The organism is Streptomyces sp. NPDC046870 (assembly GCF_040704595.1).
Taxonomy (GTDB): domain Bacteria; phylum Actinomycetota; class Actinomycetes; order Streptomycetales; family Streptomycetaceae; genus Streptomyces; species Streptomyces argyrophylli.
In genome coordinates this window covers 55,153-81,054 of record NZ_JBEYXM010000004.1, presented here as the reverse complement: position 1 = coordinate 81,054, position 25,902 = coordinate 55,153, and the positions used below count along the sequence as shown (strand labels likewise).

The 25,902-nt window shown below is 72.9% G+C and carries 24 protein-coding genes and 1 tRNA gene; 12 read left to right on the top strand and 13 right to left on the bottom strand.

What is annotated here, in order from left to right; all coding sequences use genetic code 11:
• The first annotated feature begins 40 nt into the window (after positions 1-40).
• Positions 41-1,333 carry a cyclopropane-fatty-acyl-phospholipid synthase family protein gene (locus tag AB0946_RS11465; protein ID WP_366760356.1) on the top strand — a complete coding sequence of 431 codons (1,293 nt, stop codon included), beginning with the start codon at positions 41-43 and terminating at the stop codon, positions 1,331-1,333.
• Positions 1,334-1,414: 81 nt separating this feature from the next.
• Here AB0946_RS11465 and AB0946_RS11460 read toward each other — a convergent pair whose 3' ends face one another.
• Both AB0946_RS11460 and AB0946_RS11455 read right to left on the bottom strand, forming a co-directional pair.
• Positions 1,415-3,943, bottom strand: a complete 2,529-nt coding sequence (locus AB0946_RS11460) for an FtsX-like permease family protein (RefSeq protein ID WP_366760354.1) — start codon at positions 3,941-3,943, stop codon at positions 1,415-1,417.
• A complete protein-coding gene (locus AB0946_RS11455; protein ID WP_366760352.1) occupies positions 3,943-4,713 on the bottom strand; it encodes an ABC transporter ATP-binding protein in 771 nt (256 codons plus the stop codon). Before AB0946_RS11455 ends, AB0946_RS11460 begins: the two co-directional genes overlap by 1 nt.
• Positions 4,714-5,140: 427 nt before the next feature.
• Between AB0946_RS11455 and AB0946_RS11450 the strand changes: the two genes are divergently transcribed.
• From AB0946_RS11450 to AB0946_RS11440, 3 genes are all read left to right on the top strand, one after another.
• Positions 5,141-5,224 (top strand) — tRNA-Leu (locus tag AB0946_RS11450).
• 166 nt (positions 5,225-5,390) lie between these two features.
• Positions 5,391-6,566, top strand: a complete 1,176-nt coding sequence (locus AB0946_RS11445) for a 4-hydroxybenzoate 3-monooxygenase (RefSeq protein WP_366760351.1) — start codon at positions 5,391-5,393, stop codon at positions 6,564-6,566.
• A gap of 148 nt (positions 6,567-6,714) precedes the next feature.
• On the top strand, positions 6,715-7,584 hold the full coding sequence (locus AB0946_RS11440; protein ID WP_366760350.1) for a Bax inhibitor-1/YccA family protein: 870 nt from the start codon (positions 6,715-6,717) through the stop codon (positions 7,582-7,584).
• 55 nt (positions 7,585-7,639) lie between these two features.
• On the opposite strand, the gene AB0946_RS11435 is transcribed toward AB0946_RS11440, so the two are convergent.
• Complete coding sequence (locus AB0946_RS11435) at positions 7,640-7,870, bottom strand: DUF4287 domain-containing protein (RefSeq protein ID WP_030653267.1); 231 nt, start codon at positions 7,868-7,870, stop codon at positions 7,640-7,642.
• Positions 7,871-7,999: 129 nt separating this feature from the next.
• On the opposite strand from AB0946_RS11435, the gene AB0946_RS11430 reads away from it, so the two are divergent.
• Entirely contained in the window at positions 8,000-8,281 is a 282-nt protein-coding gene (locus tag AB0946_RS11430; RefSeq protein ID WP_366760692.1) for a hypothetical protein, read from the top strand.
• Between the two features lie 21 nt (positions 8,282-8,302).
• Here the strand turns inward: AB0946_RS11430 and AB0946_RS11425 are convergent, their stop codons facing one another.
• From AB0946_RS11425 to AB0946_RS11415, 3 genes are all read right to left on the bottom strand, one after another.
• Positions 8,303-9,094 carry a hypothetical protein gene (locus tag AB0946_RS11425; protein WP_366760349.1) on the bottom strand — a complete coding sequence of 264 codons (792 nt, stop codon included), beginning with the start codon at positions 9,092-9,094 and terminating at the stop codon, positions 8,303-8,305.
• A 283-nt stretch (positions 9,095-9,377) separates the two neighbouring features.
• Complete coding sequence (locus AB0946_RS11420) at positions 9,378-10,598, bottom strand: acetyl-CoA C-acetyltransferase (protein ID WP_366760348.1); 1,221 nt, start codon at positions 10,596-10,598, stop codon at positions 9,378-9,380.
• Between the two features lie 144 nt (positions 10,599-10,742).
• The gene (locus AB0946_RS11415; protein ID WP_366760347.1) at positions 10,743-11,759 is read right to left on the bottom strand and encodes an SGNH/GDSL hydrolase family protein; all 1,017 of its coding nucleotides are present in this window, start codon (positions 11,757-11,759) and stop codon (positions 10,743-10,745) included.
• A gap of 157 nt (positions 11,760-11,916) precedes the next feature.
• Between AB0946_RS11415 and AB0946_RS11410 the strand changes: the two genes are divergently transcribed.
• Positions 11,917-13,308, top strand: coding sequence for a cystathionine beta-synthase (locus tag AB0946_RS11410; protein WP_366760346.1), 1,392 nt, complete (start codon positions 11,917-11,919; stop codon positions 13,306-13,308).
• A gap of 342 nt (positions 13,309-13,650) precedes the next feature.
• Here AB0946_RS11410 and AB0946_RS11405 read toward each other — a convergent pair whose 3' ends face one another.
• The gene (locus tag AB0946_RS11405) at positions 13,651-14,505 is read right to left on the bottom strand and encodes a helix-turn-helix transcriptional regulator (RefSeq protein WP_366760345.1); all 855 of its coding nucleotides are present in this window, start codon (positions 14,503-14,505) and stop codon (positions 13,651-13,653) included.
• A 147-nt stretch (positions 14,506-14,652) separates the two neighbouring features.
• Between AB0946_RS11405 and AB0946_RS11400 the strand changes: the two genes are divergently transcribed.
• On the top strand, positions 14,653-15,414 hold the full coding sequence (locus tag AB0946_RS11400; RefSeq protein ID WP_366760344.1) for an SDR family oxidoreductase: 762 nt from the start codon (positions 14,653-14,655) through the stop codon (positions 15,412-15,414).
• A 161-nt stretch (positions 15,415-15,575) separates the two neighbouring features.
• Here AB0946_RS11400 and AB0946_RS11395 read toward each other — a convergent pair whose 3' ends face one another.
• Entirely contained in the window at positions 15,576-16,025 is a 450-nt protein-coding gene (locus AB0946_RS11395; protein WP_366760343.1) for a hypothetical protein, read from the bottom strand.
• 238 nt (positions 16,026-16,263) lie between these two features.
• On the opposite strand from AB0946_RS11395, the gene AB0946_RS11390 reads away from it, so the two are divergent.
• Positions 16,264-17,106 carry a MurR/RpiR family transcriptional regulator gene (locus AB0946_RS11390; RefSeq protein WP_366760342.1) on the top strand — a complete coding sequence of 281 codons (843 nt, stop codon included), beginning with the start codon at positions 16,264-16,266 and terminating at the stop codon, positions 17,104-17,106.
• A 92-nt stretch (positions 17,107-17,198) separates the two neighbouring features.
• Positions 17,199-17,783: a hypothetical protein gene (locus AB0946_RS11385; protein WP_366760341.1), complete on the top strand. Its 585-nt coding sequence runs from the start codon at positions 17,199-17,201 to the stop codon at positions 17,781-17,783.
• A 7-nt stretch (positions 17,784-17,790) separates the two neighbouring features.
• Here the strand turns inward: AB0946_RS11385 and AB0946_RS11380 are convergent, their stop codons facing one another.
• The 5 genes from AB0946_RS11380 to AB0946_RS11360 form a co-directional block, all read right to left on the bottom strand.
• Complete coding sequence (locus AB0946_RS11380; RefSeq protein ID WP_366760340.1) at positions 17,791-18,165, bottom strand: hypothetical protein; 375 nt, start codon at positions 18,163-18,165, stop codon at positions 17,791-17,793.
• Positions 18,166-18,175: 10 nt separating this feature from the next.
• Positions 18,176-18,655: a roadblock/LC7 domain-containing protein gene (locus AB0946_RS11375; protein WP_366760339.1), complete on the bottom strand. Its 480-nt coding sequence runs from the start codon at positions 18,653-18,655 to the stop codon at positions 18,176-18,178.
• A 31-nt stretch (positions 18,656-18,686) separates the two neighbouring features.
• A complete protein-coding gene (locus AB0946_RS11370; protein ID WP_366760338.1) occupies positions 18,687-19,526 on the bottom strand; it encodes a transcriptional regulator in 840 nt (279 codons plus the stop codon).
• The gene (locus AB0946_RS11365; protein WP_366760337.1) at positions 19,523-19,906 is read right to left on the bottom strand and encodes a hypothetical protein; all 384 of its coding nucleotides are present in this window, start codon (positions 19,904-19,906) and stop codon (positions 19,523-19,525) included. Before AB0946_RS11365 ends, AB0946_RS11370 begins: the two co-directional genes overlap by 4 nt.
• Positions 19,907-20,055: 149 nt before the next feature.
• Positions 20,056-21,459: a diaminopimelate decarboxylase gene (locus AB0946_RS11360; RefSeq protein WP_366760336.1), complete on the bottom strand. Its 1,404-nt coding sequence runs from the start codon at positions 21,457-21,459 to the stop codon at positions 20,056-20,058.
• Between the two features lie 140 nt (positions 21,460-21,599).
• Here AB0946_RS11360 and hutU point away from each other — a divergent pair, with 140 nt between their 5' ends.
• The 3 genes from hutU (at position 21,600) to AB0946_RS11345 (ending at position 25,878) form a co-directional block, all read left to right on the top strand.
• The gene (gene hutU, locus AB0946_RS11355; RefSeq protein ID WP_366760335.1) at positions 21,600-23,264 is read left to right on the top strand and encodes a urocanate hydratase; all 1,665 of its coding nucleotides are present in this window, start codon (positions 21,600-21,602) and stop codon (positions 23,262-23,264) included.
• Between the two features lie 77 nt (positions 23,265-23,341).
• A complete protein-coding gene (locus AB0946_RS11350; protein WP_366760691.1) occupies positions 23,342-24,544 on the top strand; it encodes an allantoate amidohydrolase in 1,203 nt (400 codons plus the stop codon).
• Positions 24,541-25,878 (top strand): formimidoylglutamate deiminase, encoded by a 1,338-nt coding sequence (locus AB0946_RS11345; RefSeq protein ID WP_366760334.1) that lies wholly within the window; start codon positions 24,541-24,543, stop codon positions 25,876-25,878. The genes AB0946_RS11350 and AB0946_RS11345 overlap by 4 nt, the downstream gene beginning before the upstream one ends.
• Positions 25,879-25,902: the final 24 nt, after the last annotated feature.

The following is a 25,902-nucleotide window of genomic DNA, read 5'->3' as shown; positions in this document are numbered from 1 at the left end:
GTATCCGGCATCCGGGATCGTCGTCTTGGAGGTGTGCGCCATGGCCGACGCCGCGTCGCGGCTGAGGAGTCTTGCCGAGCAGATGCTGGGAGCCCCGCTCCCGGTACGGCTGAAGGCCTGGGACGGGTCGCAGGCGGGTCCGCCGGACGCGCCGGCACTCGTCGTACGCAACCGCCGAGCCCTGCGCCGCATGCTCTTCAAACCGGGCGAGCTGGGTCTCGCCCGTGCCTGGGTCTCCGGCGACCTGGAGATCGAGGGCGACCTATATACCGTGCTCGACGCCATGGCCGGCCTCGTCTGGGAGCGCGGGGAGGACGCCCGTGGCCTCGTCCAGGCCCTGCGCGACCCCGACGTCCGGGCAGCCGCCCGTGAGCTGCTGAAACTGGCCGGCCCGCCGATCCCGCCCGCCCCGCCGCGCGAGGAGATCCGCCGACCCCGCCGGAAGCTGCACACCCGCCGCACCGACAAGCGGGCCATCAGCCACCACTACGACGTCGGCAACGACTTCTACGAGATCGTCCTCGGCCCCTCCATGGTGTACTCCTGCGCCTACTGGGAGGATGCCGGAACCCTGGAGTCCGCCCAGCGCGACAAGCTCGAACTGGTCTGCGCCAAGCTCGGCCTGAAGGAAGGTCAGCGGCTGCTGGACGTCGGCTGCGGCTGGGGCTCCATGGCCATCCACGCGGCCCGCGAGCACGGCGTCAGCGTCGTCGGCGTCACGCTCTCGCAGGAGCAGGCGGCGTACGCCCGCAAGCGCGTCGCCGACGAGGGGCTGACCGACCGGGTGGAGATCAGGGTCCAGGACTACCGGGACGTCGTGGACGGCCCCTTCGACGCGATCTCCTCCATCGGCATGGCCGAGCACGTCGGCGCCGAGAAGTACCTGGAGTACGCCCGTCAGCTGTACGCCCTGCTCAAGCCGGGCGGCCGGCTGCTCAACCACCAGATCGCCCGCCGCCCGCAGCGGGACGAGTCGGCGTACGAGGTGGACGAGTTCATCGACGCCTACGTCTTCCCCGACGGCGAACTCGCCCCCGTCGGCACCACCGTGACCCAGCTGGAGCGGGCCGGGTTCGAGGTCCGGGACGTGGAGGCCATCCGCGAGCACTACGCGCTCACCCTGCGCCGGTGGGTCGCCAACCTGGAGGCCGACTGGGACCGGGCCGTGCGCCTCACCAGCCCCGGCCGCGCCCGGGTCTGGCAGCTGTACATGGCCGCCTCCGCGCTCGCCTTCGAACGCAACCGCATCGGCGTCAACCAGGTCCTCGCGATCCGCACGCCCGAGTCCGGCGCCTCCGGACTGCCCCTGCGGGCCCGCACCTGGCACGGCTGACAGGGGTACGGCGACACACCCGGCAGCGGTACGACGCGAGGGGGCCCCCTCCCGCGGGGCCCCCTCGCGTCGCACGACCGCCTACTCGGCCTTGATGGCGGTCAGCATGTTCAGCCGGGCCGCGCGCCGGGCCGGCCACAGCGCGGCCAGGACGCCGACCACGCCCGCCAGCAGCAGGAACACCGCCATCCGGCCCCACGGCAGCACCAGTTCGTACGTCGGCATCTTCGTGCCCAGCAGCTCACCCGCCGCCCAGCCGAAGAACACGCCCAGACCGATGCCCAGCACCCCGCCGAACAGGGAGATCACCAGGGACTCCAGGCGGACCATCCGCTTGACCGCCCGGCGGTCCAGACCGATCGCGCGGAGCATGCCGATCTCCTGGGCGCGCTCGAAGACGGACATGGCCAGCGTGTTGACGACGCCGAGCACCGCGACGATCACCGCCATGCCCAGCAGGCCGTAGACCATGTTCAGCATCAGCGTGAACATCTGTGCGATCTCGTGGGAGATGTCCCGCTTGTCCTGGACCTTGATCGCCGGGTTGGAGCCGAGGGCCTTCTCCAGCCCGTCCTTGGCCGCGTCGGACGCCCCGTCCGCCGTCTTCACCATGACCTGCATGTCGGCCGGGTCGGACAGATGAGGGGTGAGGACCTTGTTGTCGAGGATGATCCCGTTGAGCATGTCGTTGCCCTCGTAGACCCCCGCGACCGTCAGCCGCCGGGCCTTGCCGTCCTCGAAGTGCGCGGTGAAGCGGGAACCGGCCTTCCAGCCGAAGTGCCTGGCACGGTCCTCGTCCACGACGACCCGCGTACCGCCCACGGCGAACGAGCCGTCGGTCACCTTCAGGTCCGTCAGCTTGCCGATCGCCGCGCCGTTGACACCGGTCAGGAACTCGGTCTCGCCGTCGACGCGGGACTCGCCGTTGCGCAGCGGGCTGCTCTCGGTGACCCCGTCGGCGGAGGCGAGCTTCTTCTCCACCCCGGGGGAGAGCGGACCGCGGTTGGCCATCGAGACGACGTAGTCGGCGCGGATCGCGGAGGAGGCCATCTTGTCGATGGACGTCTGGAGGCTGCCCGCCATCACCGTCATGCCGGTGATCAGCGTCAGGCCGATCATCAGCGCGGAGGCGGTGGCCGCGGTACGGCGCGGGTTGCGCACCGAGTTCTGCCGGGCCAGCTTGCCCGACACCCCGAAGGCGCGCAGCACCGGCGCGGCGGCGGCGATCAGCGGGCGGGACAGCAGCGGGGTCAGGATGAACACGCCGACGATGAGCAGGACCGCGCCGATGCCCATCGCGCCCTGACCGGTGTCGGCGTTCATCCTCGTGCCGGCGAGGACCACCGCGATGCCGGCCGCCGCGAACAGCGAGCCCAGCGTGTTGCGCAGCACCAGCGACCTGGTGGTGGCCTTGGCGTGCACGCTGCTCATCGCCGCCACCGGCGGGATCTTCGCGGCCCGGCGGCCGGGCAGCCACGCGGCCAGCATGGTGATGAGGACGCCGACGGCGAGGGCGGTGACCACCGTGCCGGGACTGATCACCAGCGGGCCGTCGGGCATGCTCGCGCCGAACGAGCCGAGCAGGGAGCGCAGACCCGCGCCGATGCCGACACCGGCGGCCAGACCGGTCACGCCGGCGACCGCGCCGACGGCGAACGCCTCGATGAGCACCGAGCGGGTGACCTGGCGGCGGGAGGCGCCGACCGCCCGCAGCAGGGCGAGCTCCCGGGTGCGCTGGGCGACCAGCATGGTGAAGGTGTTGGCGATGATGAACGTGCCGACGAACAGCGCGATGCCGGCGAACACCAGCAGGCCCTGCTTGAGGCTGCTCATGGAGGAGGAGATGGCCTCCGCCTGGTCGTCGGCGAGCTGCCTGCCGGTGGTGGTCCTCACCAGCTTCGCGGGCAGGGCCCTGTCGAGCCGGGCCTTGAGCTCCGTCTGGCTGGTGCCGGCCGCGGCCCGCACGTCGATCTCGTCGTACGTGCCCTTCTTGCCGAACAGGGCCTGCGCGGTCGCCGTGTCGAACAGGGTGAGGCTGCCGCCCGCGGCGACGTTGCCGTCGTCGGTGGTGAAGATGCCGCTGACGGTGGGCGTGAGCACCGGGCCGTCGACGGAGAGCCGCACGGTGTCGCCGACCCGGTAGCCGGCCCGCTTCGCGGTCGCCGAGTCGATCAGCACCTCGTCCTCGCCGCGCGGGGCATGGCCGCTGACCAGCGGGTAACGGGGGTCGTCGGGGCCCCAGTAGTTGCCGCCGGCGGACTGCCAGTCGCCGCCGACGAGCTTGCCGTGCTTGTCGGCGACGGCGGTGAAGCCGGTGACGACACCGGTGGCGGAGGCGGCCCCGGGGACCGCGGCGGCCTTGTCGAGCAGGGCCCGGGTCAGCTCGGGCGTCCTGCCGACCTGGTTGCCCTGGGAGTCCTGGTACTCCGGCCGTACGGCGACGTCGACCTGGTCGAAGCCCTTTGCGGAGCTCTTCTGGTAGGCGTCGGAGATGGTGTTGGTGAAGACCAGCGTCCCGGAGACGAACGCCACGCCGAGCATGACGGCGAGCACGGTCATCAGGAGCCGGGCCTTGTGCGCGAGGACGTTGCGCAGGGCGGTGCGGAACATCAGCTGGTACGGCCCTTCGCGTCGAACTGCTTCATCAGGTCGAGGACGGAGTCGGCCGTGGGGCCGTACATCTCGTCGACGATCCGGCCGTCGGCCAGGAAGATCACGCGGTCCGCGTAGGCGGCGGCCACCGGGTCGTGGGTGACCATGACGACGGTCTGGCCCAGTTCGCGCACGGAGTTGCGCAGGAAGCCGAGGACCTCGGCGCCGGAGCGCGAGTCCAGGTTGCCGGTCGGCTCGTCACCGAAGATGATCTCGGGCCGGGAGGCGAGGGCACGGGCGACGGCGACCCGCTGCTGCTGACCGCCGGACAGCTGGGAGGGGCGGTGGCCGAGCCGCCCGGACAGCCCGACCATCTCGATGACCCGGTCCAGCCACGCCTTGTCCGGCTTCCGCCCGGCGATGTCCATCGGCAGGGTGATGTTCTCCAGGGCGGTCAGCGTCGGCAGCAGGTTGAACGCCTGGAAGATGAAGCCGATCTTGTCCCGGCGCAGTTTGGTCAGATGCTTGTCCTTCAGGGACCCCAGCTCGGTGTCCCCGATCCGGACGGACCCGGAGGAGAAGGTGTCCAGCCCGGCCACACAGTGCATCAGCGTGGACTTGCCGGAGCCCGACGGCCCCATGATCGCGGTGAACTCGGCGGCCCGGAAGTCGACGGAGACCCGGTCCAGGGCGACCACCCGGGTCTCACCCTGCCCGTAGATCTTCGACAGCTCCGTGGCGCGTGCGGCCACGGCGGTGGTCCGGCCGGCGGTGGGTGTGGTGGTCACGGGAGGGCGCTCCTGTCGGGACGACGTGTGTTCCTGGGGACCGCTCCATCGTCTCGGTGCGAATCGCGCGTGTAGTCAGTCGCTGTTCCGGTTCCGGAGGGCGACTGGGGTCGGACGGAGCGGCCCGCCGTCATACCTGGGGAGGACGGGGGACCCTGACGCCCTCCGTGTCGGAGGCGGTGCCGGGGAACGCGCCGGGGGATGTGTCGAGAACAGGTGGAACACCCTCGTTCGGACGGTGAAATTCCGTCATTTCGCGTACGCGTGTACAGCCGTCGCGACAGGCTATTGGCAAGTGCGGATGGCGCGTTCCGCGGGCTGATGCACCCTCAGACGTCAATAAAATAAGACAACATCGGTCCACCCGCCCACTGTTCGGGGGATGGCTCCCGATAGGCTCGAACCTCGCAAGCGGAGCCCATGGCCTGCCCGGATGGTGGAATGCAGACACGGCGAGCTTAAACCTCGCTGCCCCTTCGCGGGCGTGCCGGTTCAAGTCCGGCTCCGGGCACCTTCCGCCGTCGGTTTCCCCTCGGAACCGTCCTCTCACCACTCGATCGCCGCACCACCGTTGACAGCGGGGTCCGCGCGGCCGGAGACTCACGCCCGAACATGGTGAAGGAAATTTCACCAGGCGAACGCCTCGATGGGGCGGCGGGAGACCAGGGAGACGACCGATGCGCACCACCGTCGGGATCATCGGGGCGGGGCCGGCCGGGCTGCTGCTCGCGCGGCTGTTGCACCGCGCCGGGATCGAGTCGGTCGTCCTGGAGGGGCGGGACCGGGACTACGTCGAGCAGCGGCAGCGGGCCGGGATCCTGGAGCAGGGGACGGCCGACGTGCTGCGCGCCGCCGGGGCCGGGGAGCGGATGGACCGGGAGGGGCTGCGGCACGACGGGATCGAGCTGCGGTTCGACAGGCGCCGGCACCGCGTCGACTTCCCCGCGCTGACCGGCGGGCGGTCCGTGACCGTCTACGCCCAGACCGAGGTCTGCAAGGACCTCGTCGCGCTCCAGCTGGAGGAGGGCGGGCCGCTGCTGTTCGAGGCCGAGGCGGTGGCCGTGGAGGGCGCGGAGAGCGACCGGCCGCGGGTCGCCTTCCGGCGCCAGGGGCGCGAGGACGTGCTGGAGTGCGACTACGTCGTCGGCTGCGACGGGTTCTGGGGCGTGGCCCGCCGGGCCTTCCCGGCCGGGGTCTCCCGGGTGTTCGAGCGGTCGTACCCCTACGCCTGGCTCGGCATCCTCGCCGACGTCGCGCCCTCGCACGACGAACTCGTCTACGCCCGCCACGAGCGCGGCTTCGCCCTGCTGTCCATGCGGTCGCCGGCCGTCTCCCGGCTCTACCTCCAGGTGCCCGCGGGCACGGACGCCGGGGCGTGGGACGACGAGGCGGTCTGGGACGAGCTGGAGCGGCGGCTCGAGACGGACGACGGCTGGCGGCTCGAGCGCGGGCCCGTCACCCGGAAGTCGGTCACCCCCATGCGCTCCTTCGTGCACGAGCCGATGCGGCACGGCCGGCTCTTCCTCGCCGGCGACGCCGCCCACATCGTGCCGCCGACCGGCGCCAAGGGGCTGAACCTCGCCGTCGGTGACGTCGTCACGCTCGCCCGGGCCCTCGTCCACGAGCGGCGGACCGGCTCCCCGGAGCTCCTCGACGCCTACTCCGCGACCTGTCTGCGCCGGGTCTGGCAGGCCGAGCGGTTCTCCTACGACATGACGACCCTGCTGCACCGCGCCCCGGACGCCACCGGCTTCGACGCCCGCCTCCAGCTGGCCCGGCTGGAGCGGATCGCCTCCTCCCGGGCGGCCGAGACCGACCTGGCCGAGGCGTACACAGGGTTTCCGCTCGGTTAGCCGTCCGTCCATGGCCGGGAATCAGTCGCCCGCGTAGCGTGTTGCGCAGCACGGCAGGGGAAAGATCCTCCTCAAGTATCATGGTCGATCCTTTGCCAATCCATTACTCTTGAGCCAAGGCTGCGCTCGGCAGCCATGGAGGAGTGAAATGAGGAGCAGCAACCCGGTCTTCTCGCGACGGGGGTTCAGCCGCGACAACGGCTACGCCGGCTTCAACACCGCACCGCAGGCCGGGTCCGCCCAGGGCAACCCGTACGCGCAGAACCCGTACGCGCAGAACCCGTACGCGCAGAACCCCTACGCACAGCAGGGCGTCGGCGCCCCGCCCCAGGCCCCGGCCACCACCGACCGGATGACCATGGACGACGTCGTCGTCCGCTCGGCCGTCACGCTCGGCACGGTCGCCGTCGGCGCCGCCCTCGCCTGGGCCCTGCTGCCCGTCTCGGGCACCAGCTACGGCCTGGCCGTCGGCTCCGCGCTGATCGCCTTCGTCCTGGCGATGGTGCAGAGCTTCAAGCGCACCCCGTCACCCGCGCTGATCCTCGGGTACGCCGCCTTCGAAGGCGTCTTCCTCGGCGTCATCAGCGAGATGTACAACAGCCGCTGGAGCGGCGCGCCCTTCCAGGCCGTGCTCGGCACCATGGCCGTCTCGGGCGCGACCCTGCTGATCTACAAGGCCGGCTGGATCCGCGTCACCGCGCGGTACGCCCGCATCGGCCTCGCCATCGCGATGGCGTTCCTGGTGGTCATGGCGGTCAACCTGCTGCTGGTCGCCTTCGGGGTCGCCGATGACGGCGGACTGCGCAGCTTCGGCCCGCTCGGCGCGCTCGTCGGCATCATCGCGATCGTGCTCGGCGCGTTCTTCCTGACCCTCGACTTCAAGCAGATCGAGGACGGCATCGCCTACGGCGCCCCGCGCAACGAGGCATGGCTCGCCGCGTTCGGTCTCACCCTGACCCTGGTGTGGATCTACGTGGAGATGCTGCGGCTGGTGGCGATCTTCAGCAGCAACGACTAGCGCCGGCACGGCTGTCGGCAGGGCCCCGGGCGATCCGCCCGGGGCCCTGTGCCGTTCAGAGCAGCTTGCGCGCCGCCCTCCTCAGGTCGTACTCGTGCACGATCGCCTTCGCGTGGCCGTACGCGAGGTCGTACTCGTGCCGGAGCCAGCTGACCTTCTCCTCGAAGCGGAAGAGTGCCGGGCCTTCTTCGACGGTGCGCAGCCAGTCGGAGACTTCGCGACCGGTGCAGTGCGGGATGCGGGCGAGCAGATTGCGGTGGGTCTCCTCGGAGAAGACGTGGGACATCGGCGCCTCCGAACACAAAGGGGATGTAAGCCGGTCCTTCAGGTCACCGTGCCTGAGCGTTCGCGTATTGGCAACAGTGCGGGGCGTTACGCTCGGCGGGTGGTTGATACGACGCCCTTGACCCAAGCAGTGGATCACTTCGCCGACCGGTTGCGGGCGGCACCGCAGAGCCGGCTCCAACGCAGCGCCGCGGCGGAGGCGTTGGCCCTGGCCCGGGAGCTCTCCCGGCGGGCCCAGCTGATGGAGGAGCCGGGGAGCGAGCCCCGGGAGATGCCGGACGCGGGGATGTTCGCCGCGGCGGACCAGATCCTGGTGGCCGCGCACGACCTCGCGGTCGTGGTGCGCAGCGAGGAACAGGTCGCCGAGGCCGTGCGGCTGGTGGAGGAGGCGCGGCAGCGGGCGGGGGTCTGACGCGGCGTCCGGCGTCGCCCGTCAGAGGGAGGCGATCACCCTGTCGGCCAGGATGTACACCGTCTCCTCGCCGCACGCGAACGTCAGGGTGTACGCGCCGGAGATGCCCGAGCCGCCCAGCAGGTACGGGGCCTCGCCGGACTCCAGGGCCCTCGCCAGGCGCTCCGCCGTCTCACGGTGGCCCGGGGTCATGCACAGGGTGGTGCCGTCGGCGAAGACGTAGACGTCGAGCGTGCCGAGCGGGCCGGGACGGACGTCGGAGAGTTCGACGCGCTCGTCGGCCAGCTCCTCCAGCGTGCTGACGGTGCGCTCGTGGTCGTTCACGACCGGCGACTGCACGGGGACGAAGTCCGGGTGCGAGGGGTGCCGGCGGCGGGCCGCGGCCAGCTCCGGGGACTCCCCGGCGAACTCGTCGGCGTCGGCACCCGGCTCGGCCACCGGCTCCAGCGGCTCCAGGCCCGCGAAGTCCGCCTGGCGGGGCAGGAACACGTCGGCGTCGGGCAGGCCGTACAGCGAGGGCGAGTCGGAGGCGTCACGGGCCTCCTGCGCCGCCCAGAAGGCGCGCGCCTCGGCCAGCTCGCGCTCCCGCTCCTCGGCCAGCGCCTCGGCCACGGCCGCCCGTATCTCGGCGGCGTCCGCGGCGGTACGGGCTTTCGGCAGGAGGGCGCGTGTCGTGGCCGCCTGGCCGTCGGCGAGCTGCGCCGCCAGATCGGTGAGCTGGCGGCGCAGCTTCAGCACGGTGCGCAGGACGGCGACACCCACGGCGCCGGTGGCTGCCGTGGTGAGCAGCAGGGCGATCGGCATGGCGCTCACTGACGTACTCCCGGTTCACAGTCGACCCCCGACTTCCTACATCAGCTTGAAGGGCGGACTAACCAACTGTCAGTGCGTAACGTCACGAAACGGACAGAACTTTGCATGCGTGGCTGTGTCGTGCGTCACGCCGATCCGCGCTGACCAGCAGGGATGTGTCGGGCGAGCGACATAGGTCACATCCTGGGGGAGATTGGATCACGGAAAGGCCCAGAACCGGGGGGTTTCCCGGGTTCCGGGCCCTTCCGTGACGTGACGTGCGCGGCCCGCTACCGACGGTGCGTCAGCTCAGGCGCTCGATGACCATCGCCATGCCCTGACCGCCGCCGACGCACATCGTCTCCAGGCCGAACTGCTTGTCGTGCCACTGCAGCGAGTTGATGAGCGTGCCGGTGATGCGGGCGCCGGTCATGCCGAACGGGTGGCCCACGGCGATGGCGCCGCCGTTGACGTTCAGCTTGTCGATGTCGATGCCGAGTTCCCGGTACGAGGGGATCACCTGGGCGGCGAAGGCCTCGTTGATCTCGACCAGGTCGATGTCGTCGATGGTCAGACCGGCGCGTCGCAGGGCCTGCCTGCTCGCCTCCACCGGGCCGAGGCCCATGATCTCCGGGGAGAGGCCGGAGACGCCGGTGGACACGATCTGGGCGAGCGGGGTCAGGCCCAGCTCGCGGGCCTTGGTGTCGGACATGATGACGAGCGCGGCGGCGCCGTCGTTCAGCGGGCAGCAGTTGCCGGCCGTGACGAGTCCGTCCGGGCGGAAGACCGGCTTCAGGCCCTGCACGGCTTCCAGGGTGACGCCGGCGCGCGGGCCGTCGTCCTTGCTGACCACCGTGCCGTCGGGGAGGGTCACCGGGGTGATCTCGCGCTCCCAGAAGCCGTTCTTGATGGCCTCCTCGGCGAGGTTCTGCGAGCGGACGCCGAACTCGTCCATCTCCTGGCGGGTGACGCCCTTCCAGCGGGCCAGGTTCTCGGCGGTCTGGCCCATCGCGATGTAGGGGTCGGGCAGCAGGCCGTCCTCGCGCGGGTCGTGCCAGGTCGAGCCCTCCTGCCGGGCGACGGACTCGGTGCGGGCCTCGGCCTCGGCGAACAGCGGGTTGTGCGTGTCCGGCAGACCGTCGGAGCTGCCCTTGCGGTAGCGGGAGACCGTCTCGACACCGGCCGAGATGAAGACGTCGCCCTCGCCGGCCTTGATGGCGTGCAGGGCCATGCGGGAGGTCTGCAGGGAGGAGGAGCAGTAGCGGGTGATCGTGCAGCCCGGCAGGTGGTCCATGCCCATCTGCACGGCGACGATCCGGCCGAGGTTGTGACCCTGCTCGCCGCCGGGGAGGCCGCAGCCGAGCATCAGGTCGTCGATGTCCTCGGGGTCCAGCTCGGGGACCTTGGCGAGCGCCGCCTGGATGATCGTGGCGGTGAGGTCGTCGGGGCGCAGGTCCTTCAGGGAGCCCTTGTTCGCGCGGCCGATGGGGGAGCGGGCGGTCGAGACGATCACGGCTTCGGGCATCACGGCTCCAGTGGCGGATTTTTTCGGGCAGGGCAGGTGGGAAGTTACCCGTACGTATGGGCCAGGTCACCGGTGTCGCGGTGTGACACTGACCGCAATTGTCTAAGCGCTTGCTTTGCCCAGGTCGGGTTCGGACGGAGGCGGTCAGAGGGGCCGGCTCGCCGGCTCCGCCTCGGGTACCCGCCGCCGGCGCCTGCGCTTGAGCAGCGCCCACGGTCCCCGCGGCCCCGTCGGCATGGCCGCCGTCACCTCGGTGCCGGCCTCCGACGCGGCCTCGGCCGCCGCGCGGGCCACCGGCAGGAAACCCTCGCGGCGCGACACGTCCGGGCGTTCCTCCTCCGGCCACAGGCCCAGCGCCGCGCACACCGTGGGCAGGACGGCCATGGCCGCGGTCGCGTAGCCCTCGGCCGACGGGTGGTAGTTGTCCGGCCCGAACAGCTCCCGCGGGTTCGCCTCGAACTCGGGCCCGAGCAGATCGCCCAGCGACACCGTGCGCCCGCCCTGCTCCACCACCCCGATCGTCTGGGCCGCCGCCAGCTGCCGGGACGCCCGCCGGGCCAGCCAGCGCAGCGGCTGCTGCACCGGCTCGATCGTGCCCAGGTCGGGACAGGTGCCGACCACCACCTCGGCGCCGGCCGTGCGCAGCCGTCGTACCGCCGCCGACAGGTGCCGAACCGAGCGGGTCGGGTGCATCCGGTGGGTCACGTCGTTCGCGCCGACCATGATCACGCAGATGTCCGGGACGGGACAGGGCGCGGACAGCACCAGCGCGACCTGGCGGTCCAGGTCGTCGGACCGGGCGCCCGGCACCGCCACGTTCCGCAGCTCCACCGGGCGTTCCGCCACCGCCGCCAGCCCGGAGGCCAGCAACGCCCCCGGGGTCTGGCCCGCCCGGTGCACGCCCTGCCCCGCCGCCGTCGAGTCGCCGAGCATGGTCAGCCGCAGCGGTGGTTCGCCGGGAGTGTCGTACGTGTGCCCGTACACGCCGTCGGCCACCGGCACCCGCCCCGCGCCGCCGTTGCCCACATGGCGCCGCGCCAGTCGCACCTCCGCCAGCACCAGACCGACGACGGCCGCGCCGATGAGCCCGGCCCCGCCCCCGCCGTACGCCGCCCCGGCCGCGATGCGCCGGGCCACCCGTGCCCTGGACATCCTCGTCATGCGTCGCCGCCACCTCCTCGTAGCCGTACCCACTCCTTGCCCCGTACGGACCGTGCGCCAATCTCGACGGGGAGTGAACGACCGCGCCCGCCGCACCGCTGGCCTTAGGCTGGCGGCACCACTACGAACAGTTCTTTTGCAGCGACCGGAGACAACGGTGCGATACCACGACTCGATGATCAGCCTCGTCGGCGACACCCCGCTGGTGCGGCTCAACAACGTGACCAAGGGCATCCAGGCGACCGTCCTGGCCAAGGTGGAGTACTTCAACCCGGGCGGTTCCGTGAAGGACCGCATCGCCCTGCGCATGATCGAGGCCGCGGAGCAGAGCGGGGAGCTGAAGCCGGGCGGCACGATCGTCGAGCCGACCAGTGGCAACACCGGCGTGGGACTCGCCATCGTGGCCCAGCAGAAGGGCTACAAGTGCATCTTCGTGTGCCCGGACAAGGTGAGCACCGACAAGATCAACGTGCTGCGCGCGTACGGCGCCGAGGTGGTCGTGTGCCCGACCGCGGTGGCCCCGGAGCACCCGGACTCGTACTACAACGTCTCCGACCGGCTGGTGCGCGAGACGCCCGGCGCCTGGAAGCCCGACCAGTACTCCAACCCCAACAACCCGCTCTCGCACTATCACTCGACCGGCCCCGAGCTGTGGGAGCAGACCGAGGGGCGGATCACCCACTTCGTGGCGGGCGTCGGCACCGGCGGCACCATCTCCGGCACCGGCCGCTACCTGAAGGAGGCCAGCCAGGGCGCGGTCAAGGTCATCGGCGCCGACCCCGAGGGCTCCGTGTACTCGGGCGGCTCCGGGCGGCCGTACCTGGTCGAGGGCGTCGGTGAGGACTTCTGGCCGACCGCCTACGACCGCAGCGTCGCGGACGAGATCGTCGCCGTCTCCGACAAGGACTCCTTCCAGATGACCCGCCGGCTGGCCAAGGAGGAGGGCCTGCTGGTGGGCGGCTCCTGCGGCATGGCCGTCGTGGCCGCGCTGAAGGTCGCCGAGCGGCTCGGCCCGGACGACGTCGTGGTGGTGCTGCTGCCCGACAGCGGTCGCGGCTACCTCAGCAAGATCTTCAACGACGAGTGGATGGCCGACTACGGCTTCCTGGAGGACGAGGGCCCCAGCGCCCGCGTCGGCGACGTCCTGAGCGACAAGGCGGGCGGCTCCATCCCGTCCCTGGTGCACATGCACCCGGAGGAGACCGTCGGCCAGGCCATCGAGGTGCTGCGCGAGTACGGCGTCTCGCAGATGCCCGTCGTCAAGCCGGGCGCCGGTCACCCGGACGTGATGGCCGCCGAGGTCGTCGGCTCGGTCGTGGAACGGGAGCTGCTCGACGCCCTGTTCAGCAAGCGGGCCTCGCTGGAGGACCCGCTGGAGAAGCACATGTGCGCCCCGCTGCCCCAGGTCGGCTCCGGCGAGCCGGTCGGCGACCTGATGCAGGTGCTGGGCTCGGCGGACGCCGCGATCGTGCTGGTCGAGGGCAAGCCGACCGGCGTCGTCAGCCGGCAGGACCTGCTGGCCTTCCTGGCCAAGGGCGGCAGCAGGTAGCCCGCTCGGGCGGGATCCCCGGTTCGCGGAAGTGGTACGAGGGCGTCATGTGCGCGCAGCACCCGCTTAACACGGGTCCGGCAGAGTAGGCGGTGTCGGCAGGGGTGGGAGCGGCTCCCCGCCCAGGCCGGCGCCGAACGGCGCCAAGGAACCTCCGGAGCGGCTCCCGGACCTCCATGGACGCCACGGACGCGTAGGCCCGGCCCTGACCCGGCCCGCGTCCCTCGCGGGGACCGCCGTCGTCCCGCCCCCCGGAAACGGGGGTGCGGCGGTCCCCGCGCAACTCTTCGCGCCCGAACCGGCGCCGCTCTCGCGGACGTGGTCGCCGGCCGTCGTGATTCCTCACTCGCCGGCCGCGGCCGTCGTCGCGTTCCAACTCCCCAGCACGGCCAGGCGCTCCGCCGTCTCCGAGCCCGGCTCGGGGGTGTACACCACGATCGTCTGCTCCGGGTCCGCCGGGACCGTCAGCGTCTCGTACGGCAGGGTCAGCAGACCCGCGACCGGGTGCCGCACCTTCTTCACGCCGAACGCGCACTCGCGGACCTCGTGGTCGGTCCACAGCCGGCGGAAGTCACCGCTCTTCAGGGTCAGTTCGCCGACCAGCGCACACAGCCCGGGGTCGTCGGCGTACCGGCCCGCCAGCAGCCGCAGCTGGGCCACCGTCTGCGCGGCCACCGCCGCCCACTCCGGGTACAGCTCCCGGGAGGCCGGGTCGAGGAAGACCAGCCGCGGGACGTTCCGTTCGGCCGGTGCCAGACGGCTGAAGCCGCCCACCGCGTCGCCGAGCGCGTTCCAGGCGAGCACGTCCATGCGGCGGCCCAGCACGAACGCCGGGCTGCGTTCCATGCCGTCGAGGAGGATCTGCACGCCGGGCCGCACGCGGGGCGCACCGGCCGGCTTCCGCCGCTGCCGGTGGGGGCGCGCCACCGTGCGCAGATACGCGTGCTCCGTCTCGTCCAGGCGCAGCACCCGCGCGACCGCGTCCAGCACGGCGTCGCTGACGCTGGTGCCCCGGCCCTGCTCCAGCCGGATGTAGTAGTCGACGCTCACACCCGCGAGCTGGGCCACCTCCTCGCGGCGCAGACCCGGCACCCGGCGCCGCCCGTGCGCGGGCAGCCCGACGTCCTCCGGCCTGATGCGGGCGCGGCGCGAGCGCAGGAAGTCGCCCACCTCTGCTTCGGTCCAGTCCCCGTCCATGTCCCGATCGTAGGGGAGAGGCGGCCTCCGTTCCTGGTACTGGCAGACCCAGGAAAAGCGCATCCCTGGTTGGGACCGCCGGACGCGACGAGAGTGGTGCCCGCCGCCGGGGAGCAGCCCCGGCCGGCGATCCACGAGGGAGCACCCATGTCGTACGAGAACCTGTCCGGCCGCACCGCCGTGGTCACCGGAGCCGCCAGCGGCATCGGCGAGGCCGTCGCCCTGCACCTGGCCGCCGAGGGGGCCGCGGTGGCGCTGCTCGCCCGGCGCGCGGACCGGCTGGAGGCGCTGGTGGAGAAGATCCGGGCGCAGGGCGGCCGGGCCCTCGCGGTGGCCGCCGACGTCACCGACGACGCGTCCGTGGCCGCCGCCCGGGACCGGGTCCACGAGGCGTTCGGCGCCGTCGACCTCGTCGTCAACAACGCCGGTGTCATGCTGCCGAACCCCGTCGAGGAGGGCCGGCTGGACGAGTGGCAGCGGATGCTGGACACGAACGTCACCGGCGTGCTGCGGATCATCCGCGCCTTCACCGCCGACCTGCTCGCCGCCGCGGCCGAGGGGCGCACCGCCGACCTGGTGAACATCTCCTCCATCGGCGCGCACGTGACCTTCCCGAACTACGCGGTGTACGGGGCGACCAAGGCGGCCGTCACCTACCTGTCGCAGAGCCTGCGCGGCGAACTGGGCCCGCGCGACGTCCGCGTCACCAACATCGAGCCGGGACTGACGGAGACCGAACTGGCGTCGCACGTCGGCAGCGCGGAGCTGTCGGGGCAGCTGGACGAGCTGTTCGGGGCGATCGGGGGACTCTCCGCGGCGGAGGTCGCCGACGTCGTCGCCTACGCCACCAGCCGCCCCCGGCACGTCAACCTGCGCCAGATCATGGTCCTGCCGACCCGCCAGGCGTAACGCCGCCGCCGGGCGACCATCCGGCGCCGAGGAGCCTCCGGTGGGCGGCGGTGTGGTGCGGGTCGTTCGCCCGGCGCCGAGGGCCGCCCTGCCGGGCGGTCGGCCGGCGTCGAGGGGCCCGCGTCGGTCACCCGTCCCCCAGGGCCGTCGCCCCGGCTCGGTCAGTCGTTCCGCGTCGGGCCGGTGGGGTCGGGTCGGCCGGGGAGGAGGTCCGGGTTGAGCCGTACGGCCTGGACCGCGTTGACGCCGACGATGCCCAGCCAGGTGACCACCGTCCCGGACAGGCCGGCCATCGCACCCGCGATGGCGGACAACGGGATGGCCAGGACCAGCGAGATCAGGGCGAAACCGTAGCGCTCGCCCCAGGAGTCGGCCGGTCTGGGCCGCCGGGACTCGCGGGCCGTCGCCATCTGCCGCTCGGCCAGCTGCCGCCGCACCCGCCGGTCCACCGCGTCGTCGATCCGCTGCTCCACCTTCTCCAGGAAGGATTCCACCAGCGCGGAGTCGTAGTCGTCGCCCAGTTCCCGGCGGGCGCGCACGGTCGCGTCCAGGTCCTTCCGGAGGTTCGGGTCCGCCCGGAGGCCGGCGTCCCGGGGATCGAGTGTGCTCATGCCGGTCAGCCTAAGGAGCGGCCGGCTGGACGGCACTGGGGTTAGCCCCCGGTCCGGGTTCGGGCTGCCCACCGCCACCAGCGCGTCCCGGCGGGCGACCGGCGCGTACGGCGGCGGCGGACGCGGGGCTGTATAACGGTATGCAGTGAATCGCTGTCTGAATGGCAGACCCGTGTTCGCCGACGCCCAGGCGCTGTACTCTCCCGGGGCGTCGAGGAATCCGGAGGGGGAGTACGTGATGAGCGGGACCGACAGCCCTGCCAACCGATTGCAGGCGCTCTTCGAGGGCCACCGGCTCACGCCGACCCAGCGCCGCATCGCGCACAGCATGGTGCGCCGGGCCGCCGACGTGCCCTTCCTGTCCAGCGTGGAACTGGCCGAACTGGCCGGGGTCAGCCAGCCGTCGGTGACCCGGTTCGCGGTCGCCCTCGGCTTCGACGGCTATCCGGCCCTGCGCAAGCACCTGCGCGAGGTCGTCCCGGCCGAACCCGCCGCCGAGGTCTCGGCCTACAACGAGTACCAGCAGGCCGTCGAGGCCGAGATCGAGAACCTGAGGCACCTCGCCGAAGCGCTCGCCGACCCCCGCCCGGTGCAGCGCGCCGGCCGGATCCTCGCCGCCTCCCGCCCGCTGCCGGTGCTCGGACTGCGCGCGGCCGCCTCCCAGGCGTACGGCTTCGCCTACTTCGCCGCCAAGGTGCACCCGGACGTCCGGCTGCTCCACGAGGGCGGCACGATGATCCACGACCGCATCGACGCCGCCGTCCGCGCGGGCGCCACCGCCCTGCTGTGCTTCGCGCTGCCCCGGCACCCGCGCGAGGTCGTGGACACTCTCGCCTACGCCAAGAAAGCCGGCCTGACCGTGGTCACCGTCGCCGACTCCGCGTTCGCGCCCGTCGCCAAGCACTCCGACCTGCTGCTGCCCGCCGCCGTCGGCACCGGGCTCGCCTTCGACACCGCGTGCGCCCCGATGCTGCTCGGCCGGGTGCTGCTGGAGGCGCTCTGCGACGACCTGCCGGACGCCCAGGCCCGTCTGGAGGAGTTCGACGCGAAGGCGGCGGCCCAGGGCCTGTTCGTGGAATGACCGGGCCGCGCCGCTCTCAGATTCGTCTCACGTTCTGCTGTTAGCTTCCTGCGGGACACATGCGCTGTGGACACGTGACACGGGAGGCTGACGTGGCGCGCGGAGGACTGGGACTGGCTCGGGTGGCCGTCGTCGTACGGGCCGGGGCCGCACCGCTGTGGTGGCTGGGAGTGGTCGCCGCGGGGATCGGGGTCGTGCCGGAGGGGGTGACCGGGCGGCGGATCGGCGTGCTGGCCGGGACCGCGCTGTTCCTGATCGGCGCGGCCGTCGTGGCACTCGTCCGGCGGGGCCGGTACGCCGCCCTCGCCCGCGGGGCGGCCCGTGCGGGCAAGTACGACGTGCTGCAGGACCGGGCGGTGACCGTGCGCGTCTGGCGCCGGGGCCACCGCTGGTGGCTGCTGTTGGGCTGGGCGGTCGCGCTCGGTTCCGCCTTCGCCGTGCCCGCGGCCGGCGGCATGCTGCTGGCCGGGCTCGGCACCGGGCTGCGGCTGAAGGCCGCGTGGCTCGGCCGGCTCGAGCGGACCCGGGAGACGCTGCTGTGGGTGCGCGTCGACTGGCTGGACCGGCGCGGCGGGCGCCCCGCGGGCAAGGCCGTCAAGGGCCTGCGCGGTACGGGTGTCGCGGCCGGCGACGCGGCCCCGGGCGGGGCCCGCCGCCGTACCGCCGCACTGGTCTGAGCCCTCGTCAGACCTCCAGCTCCTCCTCGATCCGTTTCAGCTGGTGCCGGGCCATCGCCAGGTTGGCCCGGCTGGAGTCGAGGACCAGGTACAGGAACAGCCCGTTGCCGCCGCGACTGCTGAGCAGGCGGATCAGGTGGTACTGGTCGGACAGGGTGATCAGGATGTCCTCGATGCCGGCTTTGAGGCCGAGCATCTCCATCGTGCGCATCTTGGCGCGGATGACGTCCGTGTTGCCGGCGGCGGCCACGTTCAGGTCGAAGTCCTTGCTGCCGCCCATCGTGCCCAGCGCCATTCCGCTGGTGTAGTCGACGAGCGCGACACCGGTCGCTCCCTCTATGGAGGTGAGGGCTTCCTTCAGCGCGGTCTCGGTGTTGGCCATGGTGGTCCTTTCAGCTGTCGGTTGCGGTGCGCGCCTCGGCGGCCGTGGTGCGGGGCGCGCGGGGAGTGCGGGTCCGTGCGGGGCTGGTCCTCGGGAGCGGGCGTACGGCCTCGGCGGCGTCCAGCAGCGCCCCGATGCGGGCGCCGGCCCGGCGCCCCTCCAGGTGCAGCCGGCCGACGTTGACCCGGTCCTGCGCGAGCAGGGTCAGGACGGCGGTACGGCCGGCCGCGTAGGTGGCGACGTAGCCGCGCTCGCCGCGCACCAGCAGTTCCCGGAAGCCGCCGTGCCCGGTGGCGTCGGTGACCCGCACGGCGACGCCGAGCGCGGCGGCGGTGAGCGCGGCCAGGCCTTCCGGGTCGACCCCGGGGGTGTCGTGGGCGACGACGAGACCGTCGACGCCGGCCGCCAGGGCGCCGGTGAGCTGCGGTACCCGGGTGCGCAGCCGCAGCAGCTCCTCCAGGACGGTCCGCAGGTCCTCTTCGGCCACCATCAGGTCTCTCCTCTCGGCGGGGCGGTGCCGTTCAAAGCGCCTCCAGCGCATCCCTGAGCCTCTTCAGCAGCGCGATGTCGGGGTCGGTGGTGACCTGGTAGGGCGGCGGTGGTGGCGGGGCGGGTGCCGTGGGCGCGGGTGCGATCTGCCCGGCCGCCGTCAGCCGGCGCACGTCGACCAGCGTGTGGAACGCCTGCCGGCCCAGGTTCCGGGCGATGTCGGCGGCCGTGCGAACCCCGTCCACGCGGTCCAGCACGGCCCGCTGCCGGGGTGTCACCGGCGTGACGGGCCCCGCCGGGCGGGCCGGGTCCGCCGGGGTGCGGCCGGTGGCCGGGTCCGCGCGGATCAGCGGGGCGGTGTCGGCGGCCGGGTCGGGCCACAGCCGGTGCAGCAGCAGCCGGCGGCGCAGCGTCTCGCGTTCCAGCGCGACCACCGGCACCGAGGGCAGCGGGCCGAGCCGGGGCGCGGAGTCGTACCGGAACCGTCCCGGCGTGCTGCTGGGCGCCAGCGTGAAGTACCCGGCGTCGTACACCGCGTCCAGGTGGCACAGCTCCAGCGCGCCGGTGGGCAGCACCCCCGAGCGCAGCAGGAGTTCGGCCGCGTGCAGGGGGCCCGTGGTCCGTGCCGCCGCCTGCTGCCAGGCGGTGGCCGCGAGGGTGCCGTGGGCCGTGAGGAGCACGTCGAGACCGGGGGCGAGGGGGCTCTCGGCGTGCACCACCCGGCCCTCGGCGAGGTGCAGGACGCCGTGCTCGCGGACCAGGACGCCGGTGGCCCGCTCCTCGGCGAGCCGGGTGAGCATCGGGGACAGGGCGCGCCCGGCCCCCTTGTCCCGGACCGGGAGGGGCGGCTGCGGGGTGCTGACCACGGTCATCCCAGCACCAGCCGGGCGGCCATCTCACCGAGCCGGATCCGGGCGAGCGCGAGGTTGCCCTCCTCGCGGCCGAGCCAGAGGTGCAGGAACACGCTGCTGTCGAAGGACGTGTCCACGAAGCGCAGCAGGTGGTAGCTGTCCCCGTTGCTGATGATCACGTCCTCCACGGGTGGCAGGCCGTCGCCGCCCGCCGCGAAGGTGCCGTGCTCGGCGGCCATCCGGGCGAGTTCGGCGGCCTCGGCGGCGGTCGTCTCGTGGTCACCGCCGGGCGCCTCCCCGACCGTGCCGAGGGCCAGTCCGCTCGTCCAGTCCACCAGCGCGGCTCCCCGGGCACCGGGCAACCGCATCGCTTCCAGCAAGCACTCGTCGATTCCGGGCACCGTGGCTCCCCTCCCGCCTGGGACTCCGGTTGAGTGACGCCGACACTACGCAACGTGTGTGCGACAGGTGAGGCCTTTGGCATTTTCCGTTGGAACATGCGGCGGGCGTACTAGTGTGGGTCAACTGACCTGTGCCGCGCGGGAGTTGATCACCAGGGCGAGGGGTGTGCGCCGTTGGCGCCCGGGAGGCCGGTCAGCGCGGACGCGTGCGCCCCTCCCGACTCCGCCACCACCTCCGCGACGGTCTGCGGTTCCCGTACCGTAGCGAAGGCGACGCCCCCCTCGCCGTCCGGCGCGTAGCCGTAGACGCCCGGCCGGGCGAGGGAGTTGTACGCGTAGTGGTGGGCGAAGTAGTACGCGCCCGTGTCCAGCGCCGCCGCGTAGTCGCCCTGCTCCAGCAGCGGCAGCGCGCGCCCCTCGGCGAGCAGGTCGCCCGAGAAGCAGGCAGGCCCGGCCACGTCCTGCACCACCTCCGGCCCCGCCTTCGGATGCCCCCCGGCGTCGTACGCGGCGATCCGCAGCGGCCACGCCCCCGGCACGTACACCGTCCGCGTCGCCACCTGCACGCCCGCGTGCGTCACCGCGATCCGCCGGCCGCCCGCGCTCTTGGCGTACTCCACCCGGGCCACCACCGTCCCGTACTTGGCCAGCAGCGACCGCCCGAACTCGGTCACCAGCCCGTACCGCCCGTCGAACAGCCCCGGCACCCGCTCGGCCAGCAGCCGCGCGTACGCGGCGTACGACGGCGTCGTCTCCTCCGACGCGAGGTTCACCGGCAGCCCGCCGCCGATGTCGATCGTGTCGACCTGCCGCCGCCCGGCGACCGCGTTGATCTCCTCCGCGAGCGCGTAGACCTCCGCCGCGCCCTGCGCCAGCAGCGGCAGCGGGATGCCCTGCGAGCCGGTGTGCGCGTGCAGCCGGGTCAGCCACGGCCGCTCCGCGTACGCCCGGACGACCCAGTCGCGCGCCCCCTCGTCCCTGAGCGCCACCCCGAACTTCGAGGTCCGCGTCGCCGTGGAGGTCGCCCCGATGGTGCCGCCGCCGATCTGCGGGTTGACCCGGAGCCCGAGCGGGGACCGGGTGGGCGTGGCGCGCACGAGGGCGTCGAGCCGGTCCAGCTCCTGCGCGTTGTCCGCGTTCACGGCGATGCCCAGGGCCAGCGCCTCGCGCAGCTCGGCCGGGGTCTTGGCCGGCGAGTCCAGCACCGTCCGGTCGGGCGGCACCCCGGCGGCGCGGGCCAGCGCCAGCTCGCCGGGGCTCGCCACCTCCGCGCCGATGCCCGCCTCGCGCAGCAGCCGCACCACGGGCACCAGCGGGGTCGCCTTCACGGCGAAGGCGTGCAGCACGGGTGTGCCGGGCGGTACGACCGCGTCGAACGCCGCCCGCAGCGCCGCCGCCGACTCCCGGATGCCGACGACGTCCAGCAGGCCCACCACGGCCGCGTCCGGGCCCAGCAGTCCCCGCTCGACGGCGGCCCGCACGGCCCGGTCCCGGCGGGCCGCCCGCCCCCGCGCCTCGCTCCCGACGTCCCCGACCGTCTCGATCTCCGCCACGGCTCCTCCGTCCTACTCCCGGCTACCGGTGCTTCCAGCCAAACACCCGCCGCGCGCGGACGGGGCCGTCCCGATGTATTGACTAGCTCTATTCAGACCTACAGGATGTGAATAGACGTAGGCACAGGAGGAGGCAGACGATGTCGGGACCCCGCCCCGTACGAGCACCGCGCGGCACGGAACTGAGCGCCCTGGGATGGCAGCAGGAAGCCGCCCTGCGCATGCTGCAGAACAACCTCGACCCCGAGGTCGCCGAGCACCCCGACAAGCTCGTCGTCTACGGCGGCACCGGCAAGGCCGCCCGCGACTGGCGCTCCTTCGATGCCATGGTCCGCACCCTGAGGACCCTCAAGCAGGACGAGACCATGCTGGTCCAGTCCGGCCGGCCGGTCGGCGTGATGCAGACCCACGAGTGGGCCCCGCGCGTCCTCATCGCCAACTCCAACCTGGTCGGCGACTGGGCCAACTGGGAGGAGTTCCGCCGCCTGGAGGCCCTCGGCCTGACCATGTACGGCCAGATGACCGCCGGCTCCTGGATCTACATCGGTACCCAGGGCATCCTCCAGGGCACCTACGAGACCTTCGCCGCCGTCGCCGCCAAGAAGTTCGGCGGCACCCTGGCCGGCACCATCACCCTGACCGCCGGCCTCGGCGGCATGGGCGGCGCACAGCCGCTCGCCGTCACCATGAACGACGGCGTCGCGATCTGCATCGACTGCGACCCGCGCGCCATCGAGCGCCGCATCGAGCACCGCTACCTGGACGTGAGGGCCGACTCCCTCGACCACGCGCTCCAGCTGGCCACCGAGGCGCGGGACGCCCGTCGTCCGCTGTCCATCGGCGTCCTCGGCAACGCTGCCGAACTGGTACCGCAGCTCCTCGCGATGAACGCCCCCGTCGACATCGTCACCGACCAGACCTCCGCCCACGACCCGCTGTCGTACCTCCCGGTGGGCGTGGCCTTCGAGGACATGGCCGCCGAGGCGGCCAAGGACCCGGCCGGCTTCACCACCCGCGCCCGTGAGTCCATGGCGCGGCACGTGGAGGCCATGGTCGGCTTCATGGACGCCGGCGCCGAGGTCTTCGACTACGGCAACTCCATCCGCGGCGAGGCCCGGCTCGCCGGCTACGACCGGGCGTTCGCCTTCCCCGGCTTCGTCCCCGCCTACATCCGCCCGCTGTTCTGCGAGGGCAAGGGCCCCTTCCGCTGGGCGGCCCTGTCCGGCGATCCGGCCGACATCGCCAAGACCGACAAGGCGATCCTGGAGCTGTTCCCCGAGAACGAGTCCCTCGCCCGCTGGATCAAGATGGCCGGTGAGCGTGTCCACTTCCAGGGCCTGCCCGCCCGCATCTGCTGGCTCGGCTACGGCGAGCGCGACAAGGCCGGCGAGCGGTTCAACGACATGGTCGCGAGCGGTGAGCTGGCCGCGCCGCTGGCCATCGGCCGCGACCACCTCGACTGCGGGTCCGTCGCCTCGCCGTACCGGGAGACCGAGGCCATGCTCGACGGGTCCGACGCGATCGCCGACTGGCCGCTGCTGAACGCGATGGTCAACGTGGCCTCGGGCGCCTCCTGGGTGTCCATCCACCACGGTGGCGGCGTGGGCATGGGGCGGTCCATCCACGCCGGCCAGGTCACCGTGGCCGACGGCACGAAGCTCGGCGGCGAGAAGATCCGGCGCGTCCTCACCAACGACCCCGGGATGGGCGTCATCCGGCACGTGGACGCCGGGTACGACAGCGCGGAGTCGGTCGCGGCCGAGCGGGGGGTCCGGGTGCCCATGCGTGAGGGTGACGAGGCGTGACGGTCGGCGAGGCCGGGCACGGCCACCCTCCCGCCCGGCGGAACGGCAGCCCCCGGCCCGGGACGTCCTTCCAGCAGATGTGGCGCGAGCTGCTCCCCGTCGGCCGGCACGCCGGCTCCGGCGGCTACCGGCGCTACGCCTGGACCGGGGCGGACGCCGAGTGCCGGGCCTGGTTCCGGCAGCAGGCCGAGGACCGCGGGCTCGCCTACGAGGTCGACCGGAACGGGAACCAGTGGGCCTGGCTGGGGGACCCGGCCGCCGGTGACGCCGTCGTCACCGGGTCGCACCTGGACTCCGTGCCGGACGGCGGGGCCTTCGACGGCCCCCTCGGGGTCGTGTCCTCCTTCGCCGCCCTGGACGAACTGCGCGGCCGGGGCGTGGAGTTCGCCAAACCACTCGCCATCGTCAACTTCGGGGACGAGGAGGGCGCCCGGTTCGGGCTCGCCTGCGTCGGCTCCCGCCTCACCGCCGGACAGCTCACCGTGGAGCAGGCCCACCGGCTCACCGACGGGGACGGGATCAGCCTGCCCCGGGCCATGGAGGCGGCCGGCTACGACCCCGACGCCATCGGGCCCGACCCCGGGCGGCTGGCCCGGATCGGCGCCTTCGTGGAACTGCACGTCGAACAGGGCCGCGCGCTGGACCTGTCCGGCGACCGGGTCGGCATCGCCAGCGCCATCTGGCCGCACGGGCGGTGGCGGTTCGACTTCCGGGGCGAGGCCAACCACGCCGGCACCACCCGGCTCGTGGACCGCCGCGACCCGATGCTGTCGTACGCCGAGACCGTGCTCGCCGCCCGCCGCGAGGCCGAACTCGCCGGTGCCGTCGCCACGTTCGGGAAGATCGCCGTCGAACCCAACGGGGTGAACGCGATCCCGTCCCTCGTGCGCGGGTGGCTCGACTCCCGCGCCGCCGACCAGGACACCCTGGACACGGTGGTGGGCGGCATCGAGAAGGCGGCCCGGGAGTACGCCGACGCCCACGGCATCGACCTCGACGTCGTCCGGGAGTCCTTCACCCCGGTCGTGGAGTTCGACCACACCCTGCGGGACGAACTCGGCCGCATCCTGGGCAAGGACACCGGCCTGAAGGTGCCCGTCCTCGGGACCGGTGCGGGACACGACGCCGGAATCCTCTCCGGGAGCGTCCCGACCGCCATGCTGTTCGTGCGCAACCCCACCGGTGTCTCGCACTCCCCGGCCGAGTCCGCCGCCGAGGACGACTGCGTGGCCGGGGTGCGCGCACTCGCCGACGTACTGGAAGGACTGGTCCGCAGGTGACCAAGGGGACCTACTGGCTGGAGCACGCCTGGCTCGGCACCTATGTCGAGCCGGGGGTCACGGTGGAGGTGACGGACGGCCGGATCGGTGCCGTCCGCACCGGGACGCCCACTCCGCCGCCCGGCGCCGAGGTGCTGCGCGGGCTCACCCTGCCCGGGCTCGCCAACGCCCACAGCCACGCCTTCCACCGGGCGCTGCGCGGCACCGTCCAGGTCGGCTCCGGGACCTTCTGGACCTGGCGCGAGGTGATGTACTCCGTCGCCGACCGTCTGACGCCGGAGACCTACCACGCCCTGGCCCGCGCGGTGTACGCCGAGATGGCCCTCGCCGGCATCACCTGCGTCGGCGAGTTCCACTACGTGCACCACGCTCCCGGCGGCACCGCCTACGCCGACCCCAACGCCATGGGGGAGGCGCTGATCGCCGCCGCCGCCGAGGCCGGCGTCCGCATCACCCTCCTCGACACCTGCTACCTCTCCGCCGGCTTCGGCGAGCCGCCCACCGCCCACCAGCTGCGCTTCTCCGACGGCAGCGCGGAGGCCTGGGCCGAACGCTGTTCAGTTCTCAAGGAACGGGACCACGCGCGGATCGGAGCGGCGATCCACTCCGTACGGGCCGTGCCCGCCGGGCAGCTGGCGACCGTGGCACGCTGGGCCGGGGAGCGGCGGGCCCCGCTGCACGTGCACCTGTCGGAGCAGACCGCCGAGAACGACGCCTGCCTCGCCGCCCACGGCCGCACGCCCACCCGGCTCCTCGCCGACCACGGCGTCCTCGGGCCGCGCACCACCGGGGTGCACAACACCCACCTCACCGACGAGGACATCGCCCTGCTCGGCGACTCGGGAACCGGCACCTGCATGTGCCCGACGACCGAACGGGACCTGGCCGACGGCATCGGCCCGGCCGTCGCCCTCCAGCGGGCCGGCTCCCCGCTCTCGCTCGGCTCCGACAGCCACGCCGTCATCGACCTGCTCGAAGAGGCACGCGCCATGGAACTGAACGAGCGGCTGCGCAGCCGCACCCGGGGCCACTGGACGGCCGCCGCCCTGCTGCGGGCCGCCACCGCCGACGGCCACGCCGCCCTCGGCTGGGACGACGCCGGCACCATCGAGCCGGGCGCGCTCGCCGACCTGACGACGATCGCGCTGGACTCGGTCAGGACGGCCGGGACACTGCCCAGACTGGGCGCCGAGACGGCCGTATTCGCGGCGGGCGCGGCGGACGTACGGCACACGGTCGTGGGCGGCCGGCACGTCGTACGCGACGGCGTGCACACGCTCGTACCCCATGTGCCGCAGGCGCTGGCCGCCGCCGTCGAAGCCCTGCGCGGCTGAGCAACGCCGACCCCCACGAGGACG

Excerpts from the sequence above, each read along its gene's own strand:
- AB0946_RS11465 (WP_366760356.1), top strand. The coding sequence starts at position 41 with ATGGCCGACGCCGCGTCGCGGCTGAGGAGTCTTGCCGAGCAGATGCTG.
- AB0946_RS11460 (WP_366760354.1), bottom strand. The coding sequence starts at position 3,943 with ATGTTCCGCACCGCCCTGCGCAACGTCCTCGCGCACAAGGCCCGGCTC.
- AB0946_RS11445 (WP_366760351.1), top strand. The coding sequence starts at position 5,391 with ATGCGCACCACCGTCGGGATCATCGGGGCGGGGCCGGCCGGGCTGCTG.
- AB0946_RS11440 (WP_366760350.1), top strand. The coding sequence starts at position 6,715 with ATGAGGAGCAGCAACCCGGTCTTCTCGCGACGGGGGTTCAGCCGCGAC.
- AB0946_RS11435 (WP_030653267.1), bottom strand. The coding sequence starts at position 7,870 with ATGTCCCACGTCTTCTCCGAGGAGACCCACCGCAATCTGCTCGCCCGC.
- AB0946_RS11420 (WP_366760348.1), bottom strand. The coding sequence starts at position 10,598 with ATGCCCGAAGCCGTGATCGTCTCGACCGCCCGCTCCCCCATCGGCCGC.
- AB0946_RS11415 (WP_366760347.1), bottom strand. The coding sequence starts at position 11,759 with ATGACGAGGATGTCCAGGGCACGGGTGGCCCGGCGCATCGCGGCCGGG.
- AB0946_RS11405 (WP_366760345.1), bottom strand. The coding sequence starts at position 14,505 with ATGGACGGGGACTGGACCGAAGCAGAGGTGGGCGACTTCCTGCGCTCG.
- AB0946_RS11400 (WP_366760344.1), top strand. The coding sequence starts at position 14,653 with ATGTCGTACGAGAACCTGTCCGGCCGCACCGCCGTGGTCACCGGAGCC.
- AB0946_RS11395 (WP_366760343.1), bottom strand. The coding sequence starts at position 16,025 with ATGAGCACACTCGATCCCCGGGACGCCGGCCTCCGGGCGGACCCGAAC.
- AB0946_RS11390 (WP_366760342.1), top strand. The coding sequence starts at position 16,264 with ATGAGCGGGACCGACAGCCCTGCCAACCGATTGCAGGCGCTCTTCGAG.
- AB0946_RS11380 (WP_366760340.1), bottom strand. The coding sequence starts at position 18,165 with ATGGCCAACACCGAGACCGCGCTGAAGGAAGCCCTCACCTCCATAGAG.
- AB0946_RS11375 (WP_366760339.1), bottom strand. The coding sequence starts at position 18,655 with ATGGTGGCCGAAGAGGACCTGCGGACCGTCCTGGAGGAGCTGCTGCGG.
- AB0946_RS11370 (WP_366760338.1), bottom strand. The coding sequence starts at position 19,526 with ATGACCGTGGTCAGCACCCCGCAGCCGCCCCTCCCGGTCCGGGACAAG.
- hutU (WP_366760335.1), top strand. The coding sequence starts at position 21,600 with ATGTCGGGACCCCGCCCCGTACGAGCACCGCGCGGCACGGAACTGAGC.
- AB0946_RS11350 (WP_366760691.1), top strand. The coding sequence starts at position 23,342 with ATGTGGCGCGAGCTGCTCCCCGTCGGCCGGCACGCCGGCTCCGGCGGC.